The following is a 22,222-nucleotide window of genomic DNA, read 5'->3' as shown; positions in this document are numbered from 1 at the left end:
CGATGTTATCACATGTTGCCATCACGCGGCATAGACCGACGAGACGAAAGCTGCGCTATATATTCATATATTTTCTGTGAGGGGCCACCGCCGTAATGACGGATTCGTTCCATTTTCAAATTGGTATCAATATTTCCGATATATTCTCGTATGAGGTCCAAATTGTAGTTACACAAGATGGCATTTATACCAAGCCCATCCCATCGTTCAGTGTATGAACGGAGAATAATACAAGGTATATCAAAATAGGAACACTCCTCTTGTATACTCCCACCATCAGACATTACACAAGAGGAACCAATAATAAGGTTGATGAACATATCGTAGGGCAACAATGAAATACATTCAATACGATCTTCATCAGTTAATCGTTTGAAAAGCCCATTTTTCTTCAACTGAATTAACGTCGGTCCATGACATACAAAAATAATCTGCATGGATTTGGAAGCTGTAATGACGGCTTCACATAAAAATTCCAGACGTTCGGAATTAAAAATATTTTCTGCACGATGAATAGTCACAACAATATAATTGTCCCTGTTTACCGACAATACAGATGCACACGTTATCCCTCGCTTTTCGACACTAAGAACACTAAGCGCCGCATCTTTTCCGCTATTTCCATCAATAAGAACAGACTTTTTCCGATACCCCATCTTGATCAAATTTTGATATGCCCGCAAAGATGGTGCGATCAAATAATCTGAAAATTTCATCGATAAAAGACGAATTATTTCCTCAGGAAAGGGGTTAAGCACGTTATGACTACGAAGACCGGATTCGATATGGATTATCTTTAATCCACAACGTTTTGCATATAAGAGCGAAATTAACGTGGACAGTGTGTCCCCATGCACGACACAAAAGCCTTTCTTCCCCTTAAAAACACGTTTTTCAAGTCTTCTTCGATTAAAAATCAATTCGGATATTTCTTTAACAAACCAAACAAAGGCCTTCCCGAGTTTGTCAATATTTTCATTTGATTGGCTTAGGGCAACATCAGGCTCCCGCAAGTCGAATAGTCCAATCAAATCACTGGTAATTATGGAATGTTGCTTAGTATCAATGAAGTTATAATCCTTTTTGCGCTTTTCAAATTCTTTGATAATCGGCGCAATTTTAATAAACTGGGCTTTTGTCCCAATAAAAAAATGGATCATCAGATCTCCCCAAAAAACATGACTCTTGCAGCTGAACGCAAGCAAAAAGCAACCATGAGGTACACTGCACCTCTCCATACCGGCTTTCATCCATAAGTCTACATGCTTGAATATCCTGCAATTAGTCCGATCTGGATTCGCTCCTATATCCATGCCATAAAAAAAATGATACCGGCATCACTCAGTTCAGATAGTTTAACCAGCAGTAACTATTCAGCTCACACATAAAATGTATTGAACTGAATTTTTTTCTTGACAGGATTTTTGATCAAATTTTTCATTTTGACCTGCGGATTTCTTACTCCGTTATTCCGGTGCTCAGGCCTGGCTATGAGGACCATAATTCATCTTATATGAAGGGCTATACGACCCGGCACCCTCAAATTTTTAAAGCCTGAAATTCGAAAGCTCAGGAGCCAAAATTCCGTTTTCAAAACCTGTGGTATACTATCCTCGTCAAAAAAAGATGAGGAGACAGGGTGAAGATCGAAAGCATTGATATTCAAGCGGCGACAGACAACGCAAGGAAACTGATTCAGCAGGACGAGGACCTCTCGCCCGCAGTTGCAGCTGTGATCGAATTGCTGCTTACAATCATCACCCTTTTGGCGAACCGTCTAAATCTCAATAGCAAAAACAGCAGCAAACCGCCTTCTACCGATCCCAACAGGAAGAAGGAGAAAAAGCAAAACACCGAAGGAAAAAAGCCCGGGGGCCAAAATGGCCGAGACTGTCAAATAAACTGTGTATCTGGCGTTTAAATCAAAGAGGGACTCTCCCCTCAAATACAATCGAAAAATAGTTGAGAGCAGCAGCCCAGTCCCTGATGGGGCGCGACCACTTCTCAGAAGCCTTTAATATCGCCAGATACAAAACCTTTCGCACTGAATCCTCTGTTGGAAAAGCTGCCCGTTTCTTTGTAATTTTCTTCAATGATGCGTTCAAAGATTCGATAGCATTTGTCGTATAAATGACTTTACGTATCGGTTCTGGGTAACGGAAGAACGGCGCTATATTTTCCCATTTAGAACGCCATATTTGGCCGATAATTGGGAACCTTTCTCCCCACTCTTGCTCAAATTGATCCAAAGCTCTCAAACCAGCTTCTTCTGTGGGTGCAGTGTAGATTTCCTTTAAACTCTTTACGACGTTCTTTCGCTCTTTCCAACCAACGTATCTCAAAGAATTACGCACCATATGAACGATACAGAGCTGGACTTCCGTCTGAGGAAAGACGTTCCCAATGGCTTCAGGAAAGCCCTTTAAGCCGTCAACACAAGCGACCAAAATATCTTTTACCCCTCGGCTTTGAAGCTCAGTGAGGATGCCAAGCCAAAATTTTGCACCCTCAGCCTCTCCAATCCAGAGGCCAAGAAGCTCTTTGTTACCTTCAAGGTTTACACCCAATGCCAGATAAACAGCTCGATTTTCAACATGGCTGCCTTTACGAATTTTTAGATATATTGCATCCAGGTAAACGATGGGGTAGACCGTATCCAACGGACGAGACTGCCACTGGCGAACATCATCTATGACGCTGTCGGTCACATTGCTGATCAGTGTCGGGGATACTTCAACACTATAGAGATCTTTGAGATGGCCCTGGATCTCTCTCACTGTCATTCCGCGAGCATATAGTGCAATGACCTTGTCATCAAACCCTGGAAGCCTTTTTTGGCGCTTTCTGACTAACTGAGGTTCGAAATCACCATCTCGATCCCTGGGAACCTCAATATCAAGTGAACCTCGATTCGTTACAATTGTCTTTTTTGTATTGCCATTACGGACGTTTGTCGAGCGACTCTTTTGGCGTTCATTCTTCTGGTAGCCGAGATGATCGGTCAGCTCGCCTTCCAAGGCGCGTTCCACAAGGCGTTTGGTTAAATCCTCAAGAAGTCCATCTTTATTAAATAGTTCTTTAGGGTCTTCATCTTTGAGCAGCTCATCTAAAAGTGCATCTATACGACTCTGCTTTTTGGCCATGGTGACATTCTCCTTTCAGGAGGTTAATACCACAGCCAGATACACAGATAAATTTACACTCTCAAATGGCCACGAGGGAAAAACTCTTGAGCCCGTAGACAAGGCAGATCTCGTATTGCCGTTGAAACTCAATATGACCGAACTGCCACCGGGTGACTATCGCCACGTAGGTTACGAGACCCGGCAGGTCATTGATTTGAAGGTTGCTCAATACGTTACTGAGTATCGATCCGAGATTCTTGAGGATGCCTTCGGCAATCGATATGTTACTCCTTTCCCGAAAGGAGTAGATCGACGCGTCCAATATGGCACGGGTCTCAAGGCTCACGCGATCTATCTTTCCCAGCATCAGCTGGTCCCCTACGAAAGAATCTGCGAGCACTTTCGGGATCAGGCCGGTATCCCAATCAGCGCAGGGTCGATTTTCAACTTCAACAAAGAAGCGTTTAACGCGCTTGAGGCGTTTGATGAAATCGTCAAAGCCAGATTGTCCGGCTCGTCCGTCTGCCACGCAGATGAAACCGGCATCAACATGAACGGTAGTCGATTTTGGCTGCACTGTCTGTCGAACGATCTTTTCACTTACTTTTACCCGCACGAAAAGCGTGGCAGAGAGGCTATCGATGAAATGGGAATTATCCCAAGCTTCAAAGGCGTGTTGTGCCACGATCACTGGAAACCCTACTTCAATTACGACTGCCTGCACGCATTGTGCAACGCTCATCACTTAAGAGAGCTGGAGCGGGCTTGGGAGCAAGACAGTCAGCAGTGGGCCAAAGACATGAAGTTCTTGCTCCTTGAGATCAACAAGGTTGTGAACGAACACAGCGGCAAGCTTCCATCGGATATTGCCGGGGGCTTTCGAAAGCGCTACCTGAGCATCCTGGAAAAAGGAAATCTCGAATGCCCGCCCCCGGATGAAACGAAAAGGAAGAAGGGACAACGCGGGCGGATGAAACGATCAAAAGCGAGAAACCTTCTCGAACGGATGGAAGACTTCGAGAACGAAACCCTTCGTTTCATGGACGACCCGCTGGTTCCTTTCACTAATAATCAGGGTGAAAACGACATCCGGATGACGAAAGTCCATCAGAAAATTTCTGGGTGCTTCCGATCTATGGAAGGGGCCAAGATCTTCTGCCGAATACGCAGCTACCTTTCTACATGCAAGAAAAACAACGTGCATGCAAGCGACGCATTGCGCCTGTTGCTTCAGGGTGAATTACCCTCCTTTTTTGAAGCTGATTAACCCCTGTCGGCGAACCTACAGCTGAATAGTTACAACCAGCATTCATATTTCAACTACTTTATTCATTATTCGCTCCGACTTTGTTTAAGTTTTCATATCGCATCTGGCATATTTGTTCTGAAATAATCCCCATCATAAAAACAATAACGCCAGCCATGAACAACAGGGCACTCATATTGGTAAAACGAGTACTTGTTACATACGTATATATATAATTTACAACGCCAAATAAAAACATCATACCACTGACAGGTAAAAACACCCTCAAGGGTGAAAATAAGGTACAGATTTTAATGATTATCATCAAAAACCGTACACCATCCATGACAAGATTAATTCCACTTTCCCCGTTCTTTCGGCGATTAACCTTAACAGGACAGTATGTCAAGCTGTATCCGCTCCGAAGAGCAGCCAGAGTCAACGTTGTAGGATAAGAATACGTATTTGGAAAAAGATGCAAATGTTCCAAGGCAACGTTACGTTGTACAGCGCGAAACCCTGATGTCAGGTCCCTGATTTTAAATTTTGCAACATAAGAAGCTAACGCATTGTAAAAATAATTACCAAAAGCCCTTTGCATTGAGGCTTGGCCGTTCAGGGCGCGTTCCCCTACAACCATGTCATATTCAGGCATATAAGAAAGAAGCCTTTGAATATCATCCGGTCGATGCTGACCGTCCCCATCCATTGTAACAAAGATATCTCCTGAAGCCTGCCGCATACCGGCCTTTATGGCAGCTCCATTCCCCATATTATAGGGATGCTCAAATACGAAAGCCCCGCTTGATTTAGCTATCGCGGCTGTATCATCAGTAGAGCCATCACTGACAACAATGATTTCAAATAAAGGATACAAACTTGAAATTTGTGACACCAACAAACCGATCATCTTTGATTCGTTATAAGCAGGTATTATAACACTCACGCGACAACTTTTTTCCATGTGACCTCATAATAAACACGTTTGGGGCGAATTTATAGCAAAATTGATTGTCATCATCCTGTTTCAACGAATCGATCGGCTATTTATTAAATTTTATCTGATAAGTTGCCGAGCGATTGAGGCATTCATTCATCGAACCAGATGAGATATGTAATGTATACCACGGCATCGACACACAACGGCACAGGTTAAATAAGATCTCTTTTTTCGAAGACCCACACCGCAATGGTGAGGAGAATCAACATGTAGCTTACCGCATAGCCAAACGAAAGGTACAAATCATTTAAAATAACAGGTAAATCAAACACAGCCAAAGGAACCCAATCAAAGCGTGAAAAATTAGGAACCACAAACGTAAGGACCTTCAAGCCTCCTGCCAAAGGCCCGCCCTTTAGCACATAAATATCGAACACACTTTGAGAAATCGATCCGACGATTAAAAACCCCAGTGTAAACATGCCACTTAAAATGGGAGTGCTTAAAGAGGAAAATAGGACGGCAAAGGCCAAAACAATCTCAACCTTGAGCCAAACGGAGAGGCATGCCAACGCCATGGGCCAGGTCCAAGCATGTCCTGCCAGAAACAAACACAGCCCCATAATCACGGTCATACTCAACACCATTATCCCCAGTGCAGTGCTGAGCCCAAGGAACTTACCCACCACAAAATCAGCCCGGGAGATAGGTTTAGACAGAATATTATAGAGTGTTTTTTTTTCAATCTCTCGATAGACCAAAGAAATTCCGACAAACACCGACACGGCACCACCAATAAAGAACATGGCCCCATAGGAAACATCTAAAATAATTTTTCGAGATTCTCCGACAGATAACGCCCCAAGTTGAAAAGACATCCACACAAGACCAATGGCAAAAACAAAAAGAAGGGCGTAAATTTTATCTCGAACCACCTCTTTGTAGGTATTAACCGCAATCAAAAGCCATCTATTCCTATGAGCCATGATATTTAGCCTCGGATTCAAGCAATAGTTCATCTAAAGAAGGCATACACTCTTCCATGTCTGCCAGAACCTCGCCTTGGGCATATGCCACCTGAAGGGTACGGTTCACTTCGTCCATTGAACTCAACACGGTAACACGCTCTTTATGATCGCCAGAGCCCGCTTTCAATGTCAACCGCCAGCGACGGCGTGCCTCCATCTCAAATTTGCTCAACGAAGCGATAATACGTGCCTCTTCCATAACCACAACCCGGTGACAAATTTCTTGTACATCTCCCATGATGTGAGATGAAAAAAGAATTGTCTTCCCTTGTTTTGCCTGGTCATGAATAATGGAACGGATGGCCATGCGTCCCTGGGGGTCCAGGCCCGACATAGGCTCATCCAGAATCAGTACCTCTGGATCATTTATCATTGCCTGGGCAATCCCAAATCGCTGAAGCATCCCTTTCGAATAAAACTTTAAAGGCTTGTTCATGTGATCGCCAAGGCCTACCTTACATAGGTGTTGATCAACCTCTTTACGAAGCACCTTTCGCCCTTTGTTGTCATAAAACAGGGAGCCGTAAAATAAAAGGGACTCATACGCTGTAAGATGATTGTAAAAATAGGGGGACTCCGGTAAAAAGCCTAAAGCATCTCTAAAATCATCGTTAAACGCCTTGCCTGTAAATTGGACTGTGCCGGAATCGACACGAATCAAACCCAGAATCGCCTTGAACAGAGTTGTCTTCCCCGCGCCGTTGTGCCCCACCAACCCCACGACCTCATGACGGTTCACCTCCAAAGAGACCCCATCTAAAATCCGTTTTTTTTGCTCCCAAAAGTGAGTTCTCCGTTTTTTGACAAGGTCATACACCCCGAGCAATAAACTCATCAGACTCCTCCATCGCAGTATAATGCCATCATAAAATCCAATACAGTCTCATTCTCATTGGTGGTAAGCAGAAAGATTAAGAAATAAATCCAACTCTAAATTCCCTAGCAAAAAAAGAATCCAAGGATCGTCAGCCCAAATCCCCCAGGTTGAATACAGCCTTCGAAACTTATCTTTCAGTTCGTTCTCAGCTTTTAGTGCCAACAAGTTCAAGCGCCGATCCAAGAGTTGATTTTTGAGAACCGGGTCTTCGGTCAGAAAAAGCATGCGATCGATTAATATCAACCCCGTGGTAATATCCGAGCCTTGGGCATAGAGGCGAGCTGCCAGCAATGGAAGGTAGGGAGGACTCCCCTTGAACTCAGATGCCATCTTGAAATGATGTGCGGATTCTGAAAAATTTTGCTTGTAAAAATAAAGATTGAAACCCAGGTAAAAATGGAGGAGCCAGTAGCGCTCATTTGTTTTCGGTACGTTCTCAAGCCCTTTTCGTAATATTGCAAAAGATAAATTCACATTATCTGAAAGCAAAGGGAGGCTCACCCCGGCCATTTCGTAGGCCCCCGTAAACATGGGCGAGAGCCTTGTCAGGTATAAGAGGCTATCTTCAATGTATCTTATTTCATCGGGGGTTTGTTTTGATTGCCCATACAGCAGAACCGCTTTAAGCCAAACAGCATCTGCAACCCATTCTTTATGACCCATCGTCATGACAGAGTAATAAGCGGGCTCAACATTGACGAATTTCGCTTCCTCGAAGACATCCGCCTTGAATCCTGATCTCCCCCCCAAAAAAAACTGGCAAAAAAGACAAACAAAAAGAGCCCCGATCCCAACAGCAAATTTTGCCATATACGCCCCACAAATGAAAACAGGCAGACGCCTCAAGACGATGGCGCCCACCTGATTTGAATTCACGCGGTTATCCAGCCGATCCTAAAGATATCTAGTAGACATCCTTATTGGAAGTTTTGGTTGGATGCGCAGAATCTGTAACTGTCCATACGCTATTATCACCAATCGCATCAAGATCACCTGTTGCAGTGGCAATATAACCTGCATTAGGCCCGGGTGCGAGCTGATACTGATAATAAATCATGGCATCTTTTGGCTGCCATCCTATCACAGCAAAACCGGTTCCGGTAACGTCACCTGCCCAGGCTTGCTTTGAATTGGTAGGATCCTGCCCCAGCGTCGATGCCTGTCTTACGTAACCATCATACTCTATAAAATAAGCCTCTTGACCTAATTCAATAGACTTGAGGTTCAACTTCGCCTCAGACTCTTTGGCTTTGATTTGAAACCGGCTATAATTAGGAATAGCCACAGCCGCCAGAATCCCGATGATTGCTACAACAATCATCAATTCGATAAGGGTAAAGCCTTTGTTGTTCTTCATCATTTGTCGTTTCCTCCTGGTTTTTAGGTAAATTGCGCCTCAAATAAGGCACGATTCTCATTCTTTCAACATGGGGATAAGGAGCTCATCAAGGTCAATGAAAAAACGATGACACTGTTTGTTATCAGTAACCCCAGTAGCATTATTAAACACTGCACAATTCATTCCATGCCGATGCATTTTGTTTAAAACAACGGACATTCCATGTTATATGAATGGGCTTCCTGCATATTCTTAACGTCTACCCTTTATCTTTATTGACCATATGGGGCATCAGACCTGACAAAAAACGTCACCTCACAGAATATTCAGCTTATCGCACCTGTACCGGAACGATCGAAACGAAAGCCCCAGCAGCTCCGCCGCCTTGCTCTTGTTGCCTTTGGTGTATTCCAGGGCTTTTTCCATGTAGGCTTTTTCGATGGCTTCCAGGATTTCGGGGAGGTCGACCCCGGTGGCCACCTCGTCGAGGTCGAAGCGGCGCCTGGGGACGCCTTCAATCCAGCGCCTTCGCTTGGAAGACATGGAGAGGCTCTCGGGGAGGATGATGTTGGTGGCCGAGAGGGCGACGCTGCGCTCAATGAGGTTCTCAAGTTCCCTTACGTTACCCGGAAAATCGTAATTTTTCAACAAATCAATGGCATAGGATGAAATCTTGGTAATATCTTTGCCCATTTCCCGTGCGTACTTTTCGAGAAAAAACTGCGCCAGGGGTTTGAGGTCGGCCTTGCGCTCGCGCAGTGACGGGACGCGGATTTCAATGACGTTGAGGCGGTAGAACAGGTCCTTACGGAACCGCTGCTCCATCACCTCCTCTTCGAGGTTTTTGTTAGTGGCGCAGATGATGCGGGTATCCACACTTACCTCGCGGGTCCCCCCCACAGGCTTGATCTTGCGTTCCTGGACCACACGGAGGAGCTTGACCTGAAGGGGCATGGAGAGCTCACCGATCTCATCCAGAAAGACCGTGCCGCCCTCGGCCTCTTCAAAGAGGCCTTTCTTGTCGTGGGTGGCACCGGTAAAGGAGCCCTTGAGGTGGCCGAAGAGTTCGCTCTCCATGAGGGTCTCAGGGATTCCGCCACAGTTTACCGCCACAAAGGGATGTGCCGCACGGTCACTCAGGGTATGGATGGACCGGGCAATAAGCTCTTTTCCTGTGCCGCTTTCCCCCGTGATAAGAACATTGGTCCGTGTGCCGGCCACCTGCTCGACCAGGGTGTAGATGCGCCGCATGGGACCGCTGCTGCCGATCATGGTACCGAAATGGAGGACCTCCTGGGTCTCTTCGGAAAGCTTTTCTTTTTCAGCGGCGATGCTCTGGAGTTCCAGGGCGCGCTTGAGGGTGTCTTTCAGCTCCTCGTTATCGAAGGGCTTGGGAACATAGTCGTAGGCGCCCTCGTTCATGGCCTCCACCGCGGTCTCGGTGGTGGCAAAGGCAGAGATCATGACCACGGCGGTTTCCTGCTTGACCTCCTTGGCGGCCCTAAGGACATCAAGGCCGGTCAGGTCTCCGAGGCGGATATCCGTGAGCACCAGGTCAAAGGTTGTTTTTCTGATTCGTTTAACCGCGTCTTTACCGCAATCCGAAAGGGTCACCCCGTACCCTTCCCTGGTCAGCATCAGTTCGAGGAACTCACGCATTCCGAGGTCATCATCCACAACAAGAATTTGGGGTTTTTTAGACATGTATCGATTCCGTCACGTTTCAATCTGAGTCACCCGGCCTTGTCAGCTCGGGAACATTTCTTATTCAAGATCGGTCATGCTGTGCTGCAGCACGTGTGTCAAGGAAGGGCTATTGTGCGTGTGTACAGGCAGGATGGGTTGGCAGTGACATTTTTTGTCACCCCATGACATAATTCGGCAGGCTATTTGGGCACACGCACCTGAGGGGGCGGCTCGTCCCATGAGATGAAAGCCGCCCCGTTACCAGCCGGAGTGTATTTTTTATTTCGTTTGCTGTGAAGCACTTACCAGATCAGATTGCATACACAGTCTTCCCATCCACAAGGGTCCGTACGGCCCGTCCCTTCATGGTCCACCCCTCAAAAGGCGTGTTTGCACTCTTGGTTTGCAATTGGGATGCCACAACGGTCCATTCGGTTTGATCATCGATGAGGGCAAGGTCGGCCGGGTGGCCCGCCACCAGAGAATTATCAAGCCCCAGGATCTCTGCCGGGCGTTTGGACATGCGGACAACCATCTCCTCAAGGGTCAAAACGCCGTCCCTGACGAGCTGCAGACTCAAGGGCAAGGAGGTCTCCAGACCAATGATGCCGTTCATGGCCCGGTTGAACTCCAGGTCCTTCTCCAGAATGGAATGGGGAGCGTGGTCTGTGGCAATGACATCCAGGGTGCCGTCGGCAAGGGCTTCGCGGACAGCCTGGCGATCCTCTTCCTTTCTCAAGGGGGGATTCATCTTGGCGTTGGTGTTGTACCCCTTCACCGCCTCGTCCGTCAGGGTGAAATAATGGGGAGCGGTTTCAGCCGTTACGGACACCCCGCGTTTTTTGGCATCCCGGATGGCCTCAATGGATTCATGGGTGCTCACATGGGCCACGTGGAGCCGGGCACCGGTGAGTTCTGCAAGGCCGATATCCCGGATGACCATCATGGACTCCGAGATGTTGGGTATCCCGGTAAGCCCCATGCGCGTGGCGGTAAGCCCCTCGTTCATGCAGCCGCCCGCCACAAGGGAGAGTTCTTCGCAGTGTGAGACCACCAGCATATCAAAACCCTTTGCATACTCCATGGCCCGGCGCATGATCTGGCCGTCCTCCACGGGACGACCGTCGTCGCTCACGGCAATAGCCCCGGCGTTTTTCAGCTCGCCGAACTCACACAAAGAGCCCCCGGAAAGCCCGGAGGTGATGGCCGCCACAGGATATACCTTGGCGTAGCCGGCTTCCTTGGCCTGCTTCACGATAAAGGAGGTGATCTCCGGCGTGTCGTTCACCGGCTTGGTGTTGGGCATGGCGCACACCGCGGTAAACCCACCGGCAGCAGCGGCCCTGGCACCGGTTTCAATGGTCTCTTTGTACTCTTCCCCGGGTTCCCTCAGGTGAACGTGCACGTCGATGAGCCCCGGCACCACCAGGAGCCCCTGGGCGTCGATCACTTCGGCGCCTTCGGGGATCTCTTTTTCCCCCCGGGCAACCAGCGCTTCAATGCATCCGTCCTTGATCCAGACATCGTAATCACCCACCGCGTTGCCGGGATCCACCACCCTGCCGTTTTTAATCACTGTCTGCATCACGACCTCCTGCCAGAAGATAAAAAAGTGCCATACGCGCTGCCACACCGTTGGAGACCTGATCCAGGATCACGGACCATGGTCCGTCGGCGATTTCACTGGTAAGCTCCACCCCGCGGTTCATGGGTCCGGGATGCATCACGATGGCCCCTTCGTTGGCCCGCATGAGCCGCTCTCGGGTCAGCCCGTAGTTTTTGGAGTACTCCCTCACCGATGAGAACAGAAAGTTTTCCTGTCGCTCTTTTTGGATCCGGAGCATCATCACCACATCGGCGCCTTCCACGGCTTCGTCCACGGATGTGGCCACCTCACACCCCAACTCCGCCACCCCGTAGGGAAGCATGGTAAACGGCCCTGCCACCACCACCGAGGCTCCCATCTTGGTGAGCCCGTTGATGTTGGAGCGGGCCACCCGGCTGTGGGCGATGTCTCCGATAATGGCCACCCGTTTCCCGGCAATGGAGCCGAGCTTCTCACGGATGGTGAGCATGTCCAGAAGGGCCTGGGTGGGATGGGCGTGCATGCCGTCTCCCCCGTTGATCACCGACGCATTGACGCGCTGTGCCATCATGTGGGGGGCTCCGGCCGATGAGTGACGCATCACAATGATATCCGGATTCATCGCCTCAAGGGTGAGGGCCGTGTCAGCCAGGGTTTCCCCCTTGACAAGGCTGCTTGAGCTGGCCGCCATAGAAATGCTGTCGGCGCTCATGCGCTTGGCCGCGATGTCAAAGGAGGTCTTGGTGCGTGTGCTGGGCTCGTGGAAAAAAAGAATGATGGTCTTCCCGCGCAGGGTGGGGACCTTTTTCACAGGGCGCCGGGAAACCTCCCGCATCCTCTCCGCCGTATCAAGGATCAACCCGATCTCCTCGGCCGAAAGGGACTCAATATCCAGAATATCCTTGTTCTTTAGTTTCATGGCACCTCAGATCTGGAATTTTTATGTAGTGTGACCTTTAAAACAAGCCCCCGGCGGCCCTGCCGGGGGCCAAACTTTTGATCCGCCTTCGCCCAGGGGCTACGGCGCGACAAGAAAGTTGGATAATCAATTTTTTACAATGGATTCCGTTTCATCCCAATCAAAGGCGAATGTGCTTTTATGTAAACGCAGACGCCTTTATAACAGACAAGCCGGACAGAGATCGACAACCTCTCACCTAAATATCCTATCACCTATGCCCTATGACCTAAATTACCTGAGCATATCCCCCATCCGGCCCCATCGTACCGAATGATCCCGTCCGTTCCAGGAGAAGTAGATCATAAAGGCCTTACCCTTGACGGCCTTTAAGGGAACAAATCCCCAGAACCGGCTGTCATGGCTGTTGTCCCGGTTGTCTCCCATGACAAACAGAGAATCCTTGGGAACCGTAACGGGTCCGAAGTTATCCCGCGTGGTGAGCTGACCGGGAAGCACCCGGCGGTCGGTATGGATGGTATAGTCCCTCTCCACCCGCTTTCCGTTGACGTAGAGCTTTTTGGCCCGCATCTCCACCTCATCCCCTTCAACGCCCACAACCCGCTTGATGAAGTCCTTCTTGGGATCTTCCGGATAGATAAACACCACGATGTCGTCGCGTTTCGGGTCCTTGACGGGGATAATGGTCTTCTGGATAAAGGGAAGCTTCACCCCGTAGATAAACTTATTCACCAGAATATGGTCGCCGATCTGAAGGGTGTTGAGCATGGAGCCCGAGGGGATCTTGAACGCCTGGACCACGAAGGTTCGAATGAAAAGGGCCAGGATAAGGGCAATGACAATTGCCTCGATATTTTCGCGAAGGGGGCCTTTGGCCGGAGAGGAGTCAGCAGGGGGATTCTTTTTCGATGCCAATGTGGATTCGCCTTTTGATTTCAGCCCTGCAGAGCCTGGCTGCCCCTTGGGCGCACCTCAAACCCATGGAGTGAGCGCATGTCAGGGCAGCCGGAATGACCGGCACAGGCCGTTTCATCGTAAAATACAGTAAACGTCGGAATAGAGACTGATGACCACGAGTCGTGGTCCATGCGGATACATTGAAAGGCTCGTACAGCGAGGCTACCTAAAGGCACACCACGCCGCCAGCCGGACGCCTGTCGCGTTGACGGGCCATCCGTAACGATGCCGTCGCATTGCCCGTGATCATATACCGGTCCCCGGGCATCGGCAATATAAAAATGGGCTATGTCGCCCGGCCTGAACGGGGCAACAAGCCTTCACAAAACGCCGGGCACAAACCATGTTCTTGAACGCCGGGAGCTCCCCGACAGGGTCGCCGGAGGCATTGTAAGCGAACTAGTTGCAAACGCCCTTATTCTACGGGCAGAAGCTCCTGGGGCACCCCAAGGAGAAACTCCCCGCGCTGGATCCACCCTTTCAGGGTCTCGGCCACGGCACGGGCCTTGACCATGCTGGAGAGGGGCACCGTGGAGATCGTCTCGCCATTGACGGTAATGCTGCCGCTCTTGAGTTCCTTGTAGCTCACCTGTCCCAGGCTGCGGGACACCCCGTTGGGATAATCATCGCTGTAATCCACCACCTGGGTAAAGATCTCTTCGTCCCGGACGGCGGTGTACCTTGCCATCTCCTCGTTGAGGATGGGAATGGGAATCCCCAGCCCCACGGACAGCGAACAGCCGTACCCCCTCATGCTCACCCCGCGGAGCCATTCCGGGGACATCTTCTTTAGGTCTCCCATGGCCCAGATGGTCCCGGCGGGCGAAAGGGGCACATCATTCTCGCCCCTGGGGTTCCCCGGCCTGTGCTGGGTCCCCGGACCGGCCACGTACCCTTGGGCCCCGCCCAGAAAAATCCGGGTGCCGAAGCCGATGGTCTTGTACAGGGGATCGTTCAACAGAGGAGAAAGTTCACCGGCAGAACAATAGTTGGCGTTGCCCATCTTGGGCTTCAGGGTCCCCATGTAGGTGTAGATGGTCTTGTCCGAAGGGTTCACCGCGCAGTTGTAGTTCTGGTAGGCGTTTCTCGGATTGCAGAGCACGGCGGACGGAAGCTCGTCAAGGGTCATCTCCTTTTCGACGTGGAGATTGGGGTAGCAGGCGGTGCCGTAGCTGTCGGCGCGGATATAAACCGTTTTTCCGGCCACCAGGTCTTCGATGACATGGCCGCCGCCGTATCGGAACTCACCGGGGTAGACCTTGTTCAGGGGGTCGTCGTCACACACAGCCGTGGCACCCAGGTAGCAGTCCACCGCCGCCACCCCGGAATAGGCCGGAACGTTGTTGAACCAGGTGGAGGTGGTGCGCACGGACGGCGTGGACTGGCCGATGTTCAGGAAGGCCCCGGACGAGCACATGGGGGCAAAGGTCCCGGTGGTAACCACATCCACCTGCCGGGCAGCCTCCTCAGGGCCTTTTTCGTCCACAATGCCAATCATCTCTTCAGCCGTGACAACCACAACGTCACCGCTCTTGATCCTGGCATTAATCTCTTCGTAAGTTTTTTCTACCTTGAATGTGTTGCCCACCTGATTTCAGCTCCAAAAATTGAATTGGTTGTGTGATCTGCAGAGGGGCACGCCCGGCGACCCGAGCCACCGCACCCGCCCCACGGCTTTATCACCCGCTCACCCCGGCGCTTCCGAGTTCCCGCTTCACCCGGTCAAGTTTTGAGGTGATGTTGTTTTTGATCCAGTGGCCGTCCAGCCATTCGATGGGATTGACAAACACATGCCCCACAATCATCCCGAAGTGGAGATGGTCGCCACCCACAAGACCCGTGACGCCCGTTCGCCCCACCACATCGCCTTTTTTCAGCACGTCACCCTCTTTCACCCGCACCGAACTCATGTGGGAGTAGCTGGAGAGAAGACCGAAGCCGTGGTCGATAATAACGGTTCGCCCGTAAATCCCCACTTCCTGGACAAAGACCACCTTGCCCGCGTTGGCCGCAGGGATCTTGGCGTGCTTGATGGAGGCAAAATCCATCCCGAGGTGGTACTTCTGATCCACCCGCTTACCTTTGTAATAGTAGCTTCGATGATCGGCAAAGGTGGCCGGGGTGGCGGAACCCGGCAGCTGCTTGAAGGTGCCCTTCCACCGCATCTTGGCCTCGGTCTTGGTTCCGTTGGACAAGATCGTGCGGTTGTTGTCCGCCCGCATCTTGCTGTTGATCACCAGGTACTTTTCGAGGTTGTTGGACGGCTTTGCCCCAAATTGCTCCACGCTCATGGCTGGAATCTTGGCGTTAAGGAACCCGTCGCCGATATTGATGCGGTCGCTTTTGAACTGCTTGCCGATAATGTAGTGGTAAAAGCCTGCCTTGGTGCGGTTCCCGGCCTCATCCTCGGCCTCCACCAGGATTTCGGTCCCCTTCTTCTGGAGGTGGGTCAGGGCAAAAAACGCCACATAGACGTTGTCATGGCCTTCAAAATAACCGGCATACCCGGGGAAAAAGTTGTCGCCGACCCTTACCCCGCTTTCAGCAACTTTCTCAGAAACCCGATAGGCCACCACCCCGGTACCGCCCTGGGCCACGTTATGGCTTCGCGTCAGGATATCCACCACCGGGGGCTGGGTATCGATGGTGATCTCTTTTTCAATGTAGGTCGTGTTCCCTTTGAGCAGGTTGCGAAGGGAGTGGTCGGTGGCACGGATGCGCAACAGCGCCTTGCCGTCGGTGAGCCCAAGTTTACCGGGGTCCGCGTCCACATCAATGGTGTCGGAAAAAGTGCTCCCCTTTCCGGGAAACCCGTCGCTCGGCCAGGTCTTGCTGTAAATCACCTTATCGACGCCGCCGCGGGACAGGGCAACCCACACCTCCCGCAGGCCGCTTGTTTCATCGTTCACGGTTCCGGTCAGTCGGGCCTGGCTACCCAAGGTCTCAAAGGAGAGGTCCAGCCCCACCTCAGGGGGGGTTCCTTCCAGTCGGCTGAACCCGAACCAACCGGCCACAATAAGCATTACCAGAAAAAGCAGGACCACCAGCCGCCCTTTTTTGCTTTCTTTTTTTTGTCTCAAACTACATCTCCAGACACCCGCACCAAAAAATAGAAATTGAGGGGCAATGATAGAAAACCTGAACTGAAAAACCGCCCAGGATGCGTTCACACAAGGCCACGGCACCTACACCGGGTCCCATGGAAAAGCGCCCGATACCCTTGGCAATCATGGGCACTTTGGCATATCAACACTATCAGATACCAGCAAAGCCCATGGTTATCAAGGGCTCTTTTGGCGGCTTGACTTTTGATGGGTTTCCGGGATACATCCCTTAGATCGTTCGGGTGCAGCAAATTCCGTACCTAAACAAAAAATTCATTTAAGAAACGTCACACCCGAAGCGTCTCGCAAATTCGGGTGTTATCTGGTACAGGTAATCGGCAACATCTTGACATGCGATCAGGCGCCTTGCGACGTATTCGAGGCGGCCACACCCCAACCCCGAGACTTTTTTAAGGAGTTTTGTATGCCAGACCCCATCCGTTCGTTACGCACCGGACCCGATGCTCCCCCTTTCCTGATTGCCGGCCCCTGCGTCATCGAAAACCGGGACATCTGCATGCGCATCGCCGACTTCCTCAGGCGACTGACCGTTAAAGAAGGGGTCCCCTTCATTTTTAAAGCGTCCTACGACAAAGCCAACCGCACCAGCATTGATTCGTTCCGAGGCCCCGGCCCCCAGGAAGGGCTGCGCATTCTGGAAGAGATAAAGCGCGAATTCGACATCCCCGTCATTTCGGACATCCACGCACCAGCCCAGGCCGCAGAAGCCGCCGAGGTTCTGGACATCATCCAGATCCCGGCCCTGCTCTGCAGGCAAACCGATCTCATCGTGGCGGCCGCGGAGACCGGCAAGCCGGTCAACATCAAAAAAGGCCAGTTCCTCGCCCCCTGGGACATGGGCAACATCGTCGACAAAGCCCGCTCTGCCGGCAACGACCGCATCTTTCTCACCGAGCGGGGCACCGCCTTTGGTTACAACAACCTTGTGGTGGACATGCGAAGCCTCGGAATCATGAAAGAGACCGGATGCCCCGTCATCTTCGATGCCACCCACTCGGTGCAGCTCCCAGGAGGCCAGGGCAGCAAGTCCGGCGGTGACCGCAGACAGGCCCCGCCCCTTGCCCAGGCAGCCATTGCAGCAGGGGCCGACGGCCTCTTCATGGAGACCCACTTCGATCCGGACAACGCCCTGTGCGACGGCCCCAACTCCGTCAACTTCGAGATGATGGAGACCCTGCTCCCCCGCATCGTGGCCATCAAGTCCATTATAAATGGCGGAGGCAAGGCATGACCCCCATAGAAAAACTCGCTTCCGTCGACCTGCTCATCATGGACGTGGACGGGGTCCTCACCCAGGGCGAAGTCACCTACTGCGACGACGGCAGCCAAATCAAACACTTCAACGTCAAAGACGGTCTTGGCCTGAGGCTCCTTATGGACGCAGGCATCCAAACCGCCATTGTTACCGGCCGATCCGCAGGGGCCCTCCAGGCCCGCGTGAACAACCTGGGCATTCCCCTTCTCTTTGACGGGGTCTCAGACAAGAAAAAAGCCCTTGATCAGGTGGTGGCACGTTCAGGGGTTCCTGCCGAACGCATGGCCTTCATCGGCGATGATCTCCCGGACCTGCCCATCATGAAACGGGTCGGGGTTTCCATTGCCGTGGCCGATGCCGTGGCCGAAGTCAGAGAGCGCGCCCACCTGACCACCACCCATGCCGGGGGCAGAGGTGCGGTCCGGGAAACCTGCGAAGCGATCCTCAAGGCCAAAGGGCTTTGGGATAAAGCCATCGAAAGATACCTTGCATGAAGGGCAAAAGCGCCATATCCACCAGAAAGGTGGTCCGAAGGGTGCTCATCGCCATCATGGCCGCCACCGCCCTGTCCACCGGGGTCATCCTGGCCACCCACAGAGGCAGCCAGACGCCTGCCACAGAGCCCCGGGAGGAGAGCAAAGCGACCCTCACCCTGGACAAGATGCGCCACACCTCGTCCCGCCAGGGCGTGGATGAATGGAGCGTCGAGGCGGAAACGGTCAACCTGTACAACACGGAAAACCGCGCTGTGTTCCTGATGCTCACCGCCCGGTACTTTGAAAAAACCGGGGCGGTCACCACCCTGACCGCCGACAAGGGAGTCCTTGACACCCAGACACGAAATATGGAGGTGTCCGGCAATGTGGTGGTCAAACGGAGAGGAATCACCATCACCAGTGACGCCCTCACCTACACCAAGGAGTCTCAGGTCATCATCTCCACAACCCCGGTGGTCATCACCGACGCCATCTCCCGGCTCACCGGAGATGCCATGTTCCTCGACCTTGCCGGGGGACGGATGACCCTGGACGGAAACGTCAACGGCACGCTCCGAGAAGCAAGCAAAGGAAAATACGATGAAACACGTCTCCAATAAATATCTCTGGTTCTTCCTCCTGGCCCTTGTGCTGCTGCCTGTGGCCGGGGTTGCCCAGGAAGGCGAAGTCGGCATCAGCGCCGACCACCTCACCTCGGACAGCCAGGGCCGCTACGCCCTTTTCTCCGGCAACGTTCGTATCACCCGGGACGGCGCCGTCCTGAAGGCCGACTCGGTCCAGCTTCACTACGAAGACGGCAAACAAAAGGGAGACACCACCAAGGGCCTCTCCCTCATCGAGGCTGAGGGCAACGTAACCATGGACTTTGAAGAGAAACACGCCACCGCAGACAAAGCCATGTACGACCTGCGCAAGGAGGAGGTGACCCTCACCGGAGGCCCGCCCCGCGTGGTAAGCGGCAAAAGCACACTGACAGGCAAAACCATTGTCATCAACCGCCTTACAGGCGCCATCAAGGTGGACAGCGGAAACAGCACCCGGGTAAAGGTCCGGCTCGTGCCCGGGGAAAAGGGGTTCTCCTTTACCCCGGACAAAAAGGATAAATAGAGCCTCAAGCCTTGGGAATAGCTGCTTCCGGTAACCTCTGACAACATGCCAAGTGCTTTTTCAAAGCCCCTGTGGTATGGTAAGGGACGTCCCGGACAAGTTGAACCGGCTACCGGTATAAGGGCCGCCCTTGAGATCGGCGACAGATGCATTATATTTTTAAGGTACGGGCCCGGTAAGTGAAGACGCATTACGAAGAGGGAAGATCGGGATTTTATGACTGAGCTTGTGATGAACAGCCTGATAAAAACGTACGGAGGGAGAGCCGTTGTGGACGGTGTCTCCATCCGCGTGGAGAGCAACCACGTCACCGGCCTCCTCGGCCCCAACGGCGCAGGGAAAACCACCACGTTTTACATGGCTGCAGGTATTGTACGTCCCGACTCAGGCTCCGTTTTCATCGACAGCCAGGAGATCACCAACTACCCGGTGTACAAGCGGGCCAGGTGCGGGATCGGCTACCTCCCCCAGGAATCATCCATCTTCAAGTCCCTGTCGGTCAGGGACAACGTCATGGCGATCCTGGAGCTTCTGGGCATCTCCAAACAGGAACAGGAAGAGCGCCTGGAGACCCTCCTGGGGGAACTGCGCATCAGTCACCTTGCCGACCGCAAAGCAGCCGTCCTCTCCGGTGGAGAGCGCAGGCGCCTTGAAATCACCCGGGTCCTGGCCATCAAACCGGACTTTATCCTTCTGGATGAGCCCTTTGCAGGGGTCGACCCCATTGCGGTCATCGACATCCAGAACATCATCGCCATGCTCAAGGAGCGCGGCATCGGGATCCTGATCTCCGACCACAACGTCCGGGAGACTTTGGGAGTCTGCGATAACGCCTACATCATGAGCGTCGGCAAGGTCATCGAATCCGGCTCCCCCGAGGAGATTGCATCAAGCGATATCGCCCGCCGTATTTATCTGGGCGAAGGCTTTACCCTATAGAAAACCGCAGGCCCTCAGACCGTTCAAGGGCCCGCGTTCCCAATTTCGATGGATCGAACCGTCCCGACAGACGGCTTCAGTCGGCGTATCAATGGCGATGCGACCGGCAACCCAAACTTGTGTGAACCGTAATGGAAACCGTGAAGTTGTAGTTATGGCAATGGAACTCAGGCAACAGCTGCGCCTCTCCCAACAACTGGTGATGACCCCCCAGCTTCAGCAGGCCATCAAGCTCCTGCAACTCTCCCGTCTCGAGCTGGTCGACGCCATCTCCCAGGAGCTGGAAGAAAACCCGGCCCTCGAAGAGATTCAGGAGACGGCACAACGGGAAGCGGGAACCCACGAGGACGAGAAGCCGGCACCGGAAGAGAACGCAACGTCCGAAGTGAAAATCGACGAGAAGATCGGAAGCGACATCGACTGGGACAACTACCTGGGAGAGTACAACTCCACAGGCAAGGCCCAGTACGAATCCGAGCAGAAGGAGGCGCCCAAATACGAGGCCTTCGTATCCCAGAAGAAATCCCTGGATGACCACCTTCTCTGGCAGCTCCTGATGACCTGCCCGGACTCCGACACCGAGGAGATCGGCTGCCTCATCATCGGCAACCTGAGCAGCGACGGCTATCTCACCGCCTCCGTCGAAGAGATCGCGGAGGAGTGCGGCCACTCGGTGGAGCTCGTGGAGGATGTCCTTGAAGAACTCCAGACCTTCGACCCTCCGGGCATCTGTGCCCGAAACCTGGGGGAGTGCCTCCTGATCCAGGCCCGTCATTTCGGCGTGGAGACCCGGATCATGAAAGAGGTCGTCACCAACCACATCAAGGAGCTGGAGAACAAAAACTACAAGGCCATCAGCAAGGCGCTGAAAGTCGGCCTGCCCAGCATCATCTCCACGGTGAACATCATCAAGGAGTTCGAGTCCAAGCCGGGCCGCCCCTTCAGCACCGAAGAACCCCACTACATCACTCCGGACATCTACGTCTACAAGGAGGAGGGGGAGTTCATCATCGCCTTGAACGACGACGGCATGCCGAGGCTCCGCGTCAACCCCTATTACCGCCAGGCGCTCTCCAAGGGCCAGGACATCCCCAGCGACACCCGGGACTACCTTCAGGACAAGATGCGCTCTGCGGCCTGGCTCATCAAGAGCATCCACCAGCGCCAGAAAACCATCTACAGCGTCATGGAGAGCATCTTAAAATTCCAGGCCGAGTTCTTTGAAAAAGGGATCTCTCACTTAAAGCCCATGGTGCTGCGGGACGTGGCACAGGACATCGGCATGCACGAGTCCACCATCAGCCGGGTCACCACCAACAAGTACGCCTATACCCCCCAGGGTATCTTCGAGCTGAAATACTTTTTCAACAGCTCCATCAACCGCGTCCACGGAGCCGCCATCGCGTCGGCCAGTGTCCAGGACAAGATCAAACAGATCATTGACGGAGAGGACACCAAAAAACCCTACAGCGACGAGAAAATCGCTCAAATCTTGAAAAAGGAGGCCAATGTAGACATCGCTAGACGAACGGTAGCCAAATACCGTGAGGCAATGAAAATATTGCCGTCAAGCAAACGAAAACAATTTTAGGAGGTC

Annotated in this window: 19 protein-coding genes and 2 pseudogenes; 8 read left to right on the top strand and 13 right to left on the bottom strand. The window is 52.1% G+C overall.

The annotated features are described in order from the left end of the window. Positions 1-8 precede the first annotated feature (8 nt). Complete coding sequence (locus ACOYW0_RS18555) at positions 9-1,160, bottom strand: UDP-N-acetylglucosamine 2-epimerase (protein ID WP_482415281.1); 1,152 nt, start codon at positions 1,158-1,160, stop codon at positions 9-11. A 500-nt stretch (positions 1,161-1,660) separates the two neighbouring features. On the opposite strand from ACOYW0_RS18555, the pseudogene ACOYW0_RS18550 reads away from it, so the two are divergent. After that, positions 1,661-1,885: pseudogene (locus ACOYW0_RS18550) on the top strand (DUF6444 domain-containing protein); the annotation flags it as partial. A gap of 37 nt (positions 1,886-1,922) precedes the next feature. Here ACOYW0_RS18550 and ACOYW0_RS18545 read toward each other — a convergent pair. Beyond that, entirely contained in the window at positions 1,923-3,143 is a 1,221-nt protein-coding gene (locus tag ACOYW0_RS18545; protein WP_482415228.1) for an IS256 family transposase, read from the bottom strand. A 67-nt stretch (positions 3,144-3,210) separates the two neighbouring features. On the opposite strand from ACOYW0_RS18545, the pseudogene tnpC reads away from it, so the two are divergent. After that, positions 3,211-4,392 (top strand): annotated as a pseudogene (gene tnpC, locus ACOYW0_RS18540) (IS66 family transposase); the annotation flags it as partial. Positions 4,393-4,450: 58 nt separating this feature from the next. Here the strand turns inward: tnpC and ACOYW0_RS18535 are convergent. The 11 genes from ACOYW0_RS18535 to ACOYW0_RS18485 form a co-directional block, all read right to left on the bottom strand. Further along, a complete protein-coding gene (locus tag ACOYW0_RS18535) occupies positions 4,451-5,335 on the bottom strand; it encodes a glycosyltransferase family 2 protein (RefSeq protein ID WP_482415280.1) in 885 nt (294 codons plus the stop codon). A gap of 188 nt (positions 5,336-5,523) precedes the next feature. After that, the gene (locus ACOYW0_RS18530; RefSeq protein WP_482415279.1) at positions 5,524-6,297 is read right to left on the bottom strand and encodes an ABC transporter permease; all 774 of its coding nucleotides are present in this window, start codon (positions 6,295-6,297) and stop codon (positions 5,524-5,526) included. Continuing rightward, positions 6,287-7,174 (bottom strand): ABC transporter ATP-binding protein, encoded by an 888-nt coding sequence (locus ACOYW0_RS18525; protein ID WP_482415278.1) that lies wholly within the window; start codon positions 7,172-7,174, stop codon positions 6,287-6,289. Before ACOYW0_RS18525 ends, ACOYW0_RS18530 begins: the two co-directional genes overlap by 11 nt. A 54-nt stretch (positions 7,175-7,228) precedes the next feature. Beyond that, positions 7,229-8,092, bottom strand: coding sequence for a hypothetical protein (locus ACOYW0_RS18520; protein ID WP_482415277.1), 864 nt, complete (start codon positions 8,090-8,092; stop codon positions 7,229-7,231). 28 nt (positions 8,093-8,120) lie between these two features. Continuing rightward, positions 8,121-8,576 (bottom strand): type IV pilin protein, encoded by a 456-nt coding sequence (locus tag ACOYW0_RS18515; protein ID WP_482415276.1) that lies wholly within the window; start codon positions 8,574-8,576, stop codon positions 8,121-8,123. Positions 8,577-8,870: 294 nt separating this feature from the next. After that, positions 8,871-10,259 carry a sigma-54-dependent transcriptional regulator gene (locus ACOYW0_RS18510; protein WP_482415275.1) on the bottom strand — a complete coding sequence of 463 codons (1,389 nt, stop codon included), beginning with the start codon at positions 10,257-10,259 and terminating at the stop codon, positions 8,871-8,873. A 292-nt stretch (positions 10,260-10,551) separates the two neighbouring features. Continuing rightward, entirely contained in the window at positions 10,552-11,826 is a 1,275-nt protein-coding gene (locus ACOYW0_RS18505; RefSeq protein ID WP_482415274.1) for a dihydroorotase, read from the bottom strand. Continuing rightward, positions 11,810-12,745 carry an aspartate carbamoyltransferase catalytic subunit gene (locus ACOYW0_RS18500; RefSeq protein WP_482415273.1) on the bottom strand — a complete coding sequence of 312 codons (936 nt, stop codon included), beginning with the start codon at positions 12,743-12,745 and terminating at the stop codon, positions 11,810-11,812. Before ACOYW0_RS18500 ends, ACOYW0_RS18505 begins: the two co-directional genes overlap by 17 nt. 273 nt (positions 12,746-13,018) lie before the next feature. Beyond that, positions 13,019-13,660 carry a signal peptidase I gene (gene lepB, locus ACOYW0_RS18495; RefSeq protein WP_482415272.1) on the bottom strand — a complete coding sequence of 214 codons (642 nt, stop codon included), beginning with the start codon at positions 13,658-13,660 and terminating at the stop codon, positions 13,019-13,021. 457 nt (positions 13,661-14,117) lie between these two features. Continuing rightward, the gene (locus tag ACOYW0_RS18490) at positions 14,118-15,290 is read right to left on the bottom strand and encodes a homocysteine biosynthesis protein (protein ID WP_482415271.1); all 1,173 of its coding nucleotides are present in this window, start codon (positions 15,288-15,290) and stop codon (positions 14,118-14,120) included. 91 nt (positions 15,291-15,381) lie between these two features. Next, a complete protein-coding gene (locus ACOYW0_RS18485) occupies positions 15,382-16,782 on the bottom strand; it encodes a M23 family metallopeptidase (RefSeq protein WP_482415270.1) in 1,401 nt (466 codons plus the stop codon). Positions 16,783-17,230: 448 nt separating this feature from the next. Here ACOYW0_RS18485 and kdsA point away from each other — a divergent pair, with 448 nt between their 5' ends. The 6 genes from kdsA (at position 17,231) to rpoN (ending at position 22,216) form a co-directional block, all read left to right on the top strand. Continuing rightward, a complete protein-coding gene (gene kdsA / locus ACOYW0_RS18480; RefSeq protein ID WP_482415269.1) occupies positions 17,231-18,058 on the top strand; it encodes a 3-deoxy-8-phosphooctulonate synthase in 828 nt (275 codons plus the stop codon). After that, entirely contained in the window at positions 18,055-18,576 is a 522-nt protein-coding gene (locus ACOYW0_RS18475; protein ID WP_482415268.1) for a KdsC family phosphatase, read from the top strand. The genes kdsA and ACOYW0_RS18475 overlap by 4 nt, the downstream gene beginning before the upstream one ends. Continuing rightward, the gene (gene lptC / locus ACOYW0_RS18470; protein WP_482415267.1) at positions 18,573-19,178 is read left to right on the top strand and encodes an LPS export ABC transporter periplasmic protein LptC; all 606 of its coding nucleotides are present in this window, start codon (positions 18,573-18,575) and stop codon (positions 19,176-19,178) included. Before ACOYW0_RS18475 ends, lptC begins: the two co-directional genes overlap by 4 nt. Further along, positions 19,159-19,686: an LptA/OstA family protein gene (locus ACOYW0_RS18465; RefSeq protein WP_482415266.1), complete on the top strand. Its 528-nt coding sequence runs from the start codon at positions 19,159-19,161 to the stop codon at positions 19,684-19,686. Before lptC ends, ACOYW0_RS18465 begins: the two co-directional genes overlap by 20 nt. 216 nt (positions 19,687-19,902) lie before the next feature. Next, entirely contained in the window at positions 19,903-20,625 is a 723-nt protein-coding gene (gene lptB, locus ACOYW0_RS18460; RefSeq protein WP_482415265.1) for an LPS export ABC transporter ATP-binding protein, read from the top strand. A 154-nt stretch (positions 20,626-20,779) separates the two neighbouring features. After that, on the top strand, positions 20,780-22,216 hold the full coding sequence (rpoN, locus tag ACOYW0_RS18455; RefSeq protein WP_482415264.1) for an RNA polymerase factor sigma-54: 1,437 nt from the start codon (positions 20,780-20,782) through the stop codon (positions 22,214-22,216). Positions 22,217-22,222: the final 6 nt, after the last annotated feature.

This window comes from Desulfoluna sp. HI9BLuna (assembly GCF_056829775.1).
The sequence above is the reverse complement of the archived record's forward strand: the minus strand, read 5'-3'. Positions and strand labels throughout refer to the sequence as shown.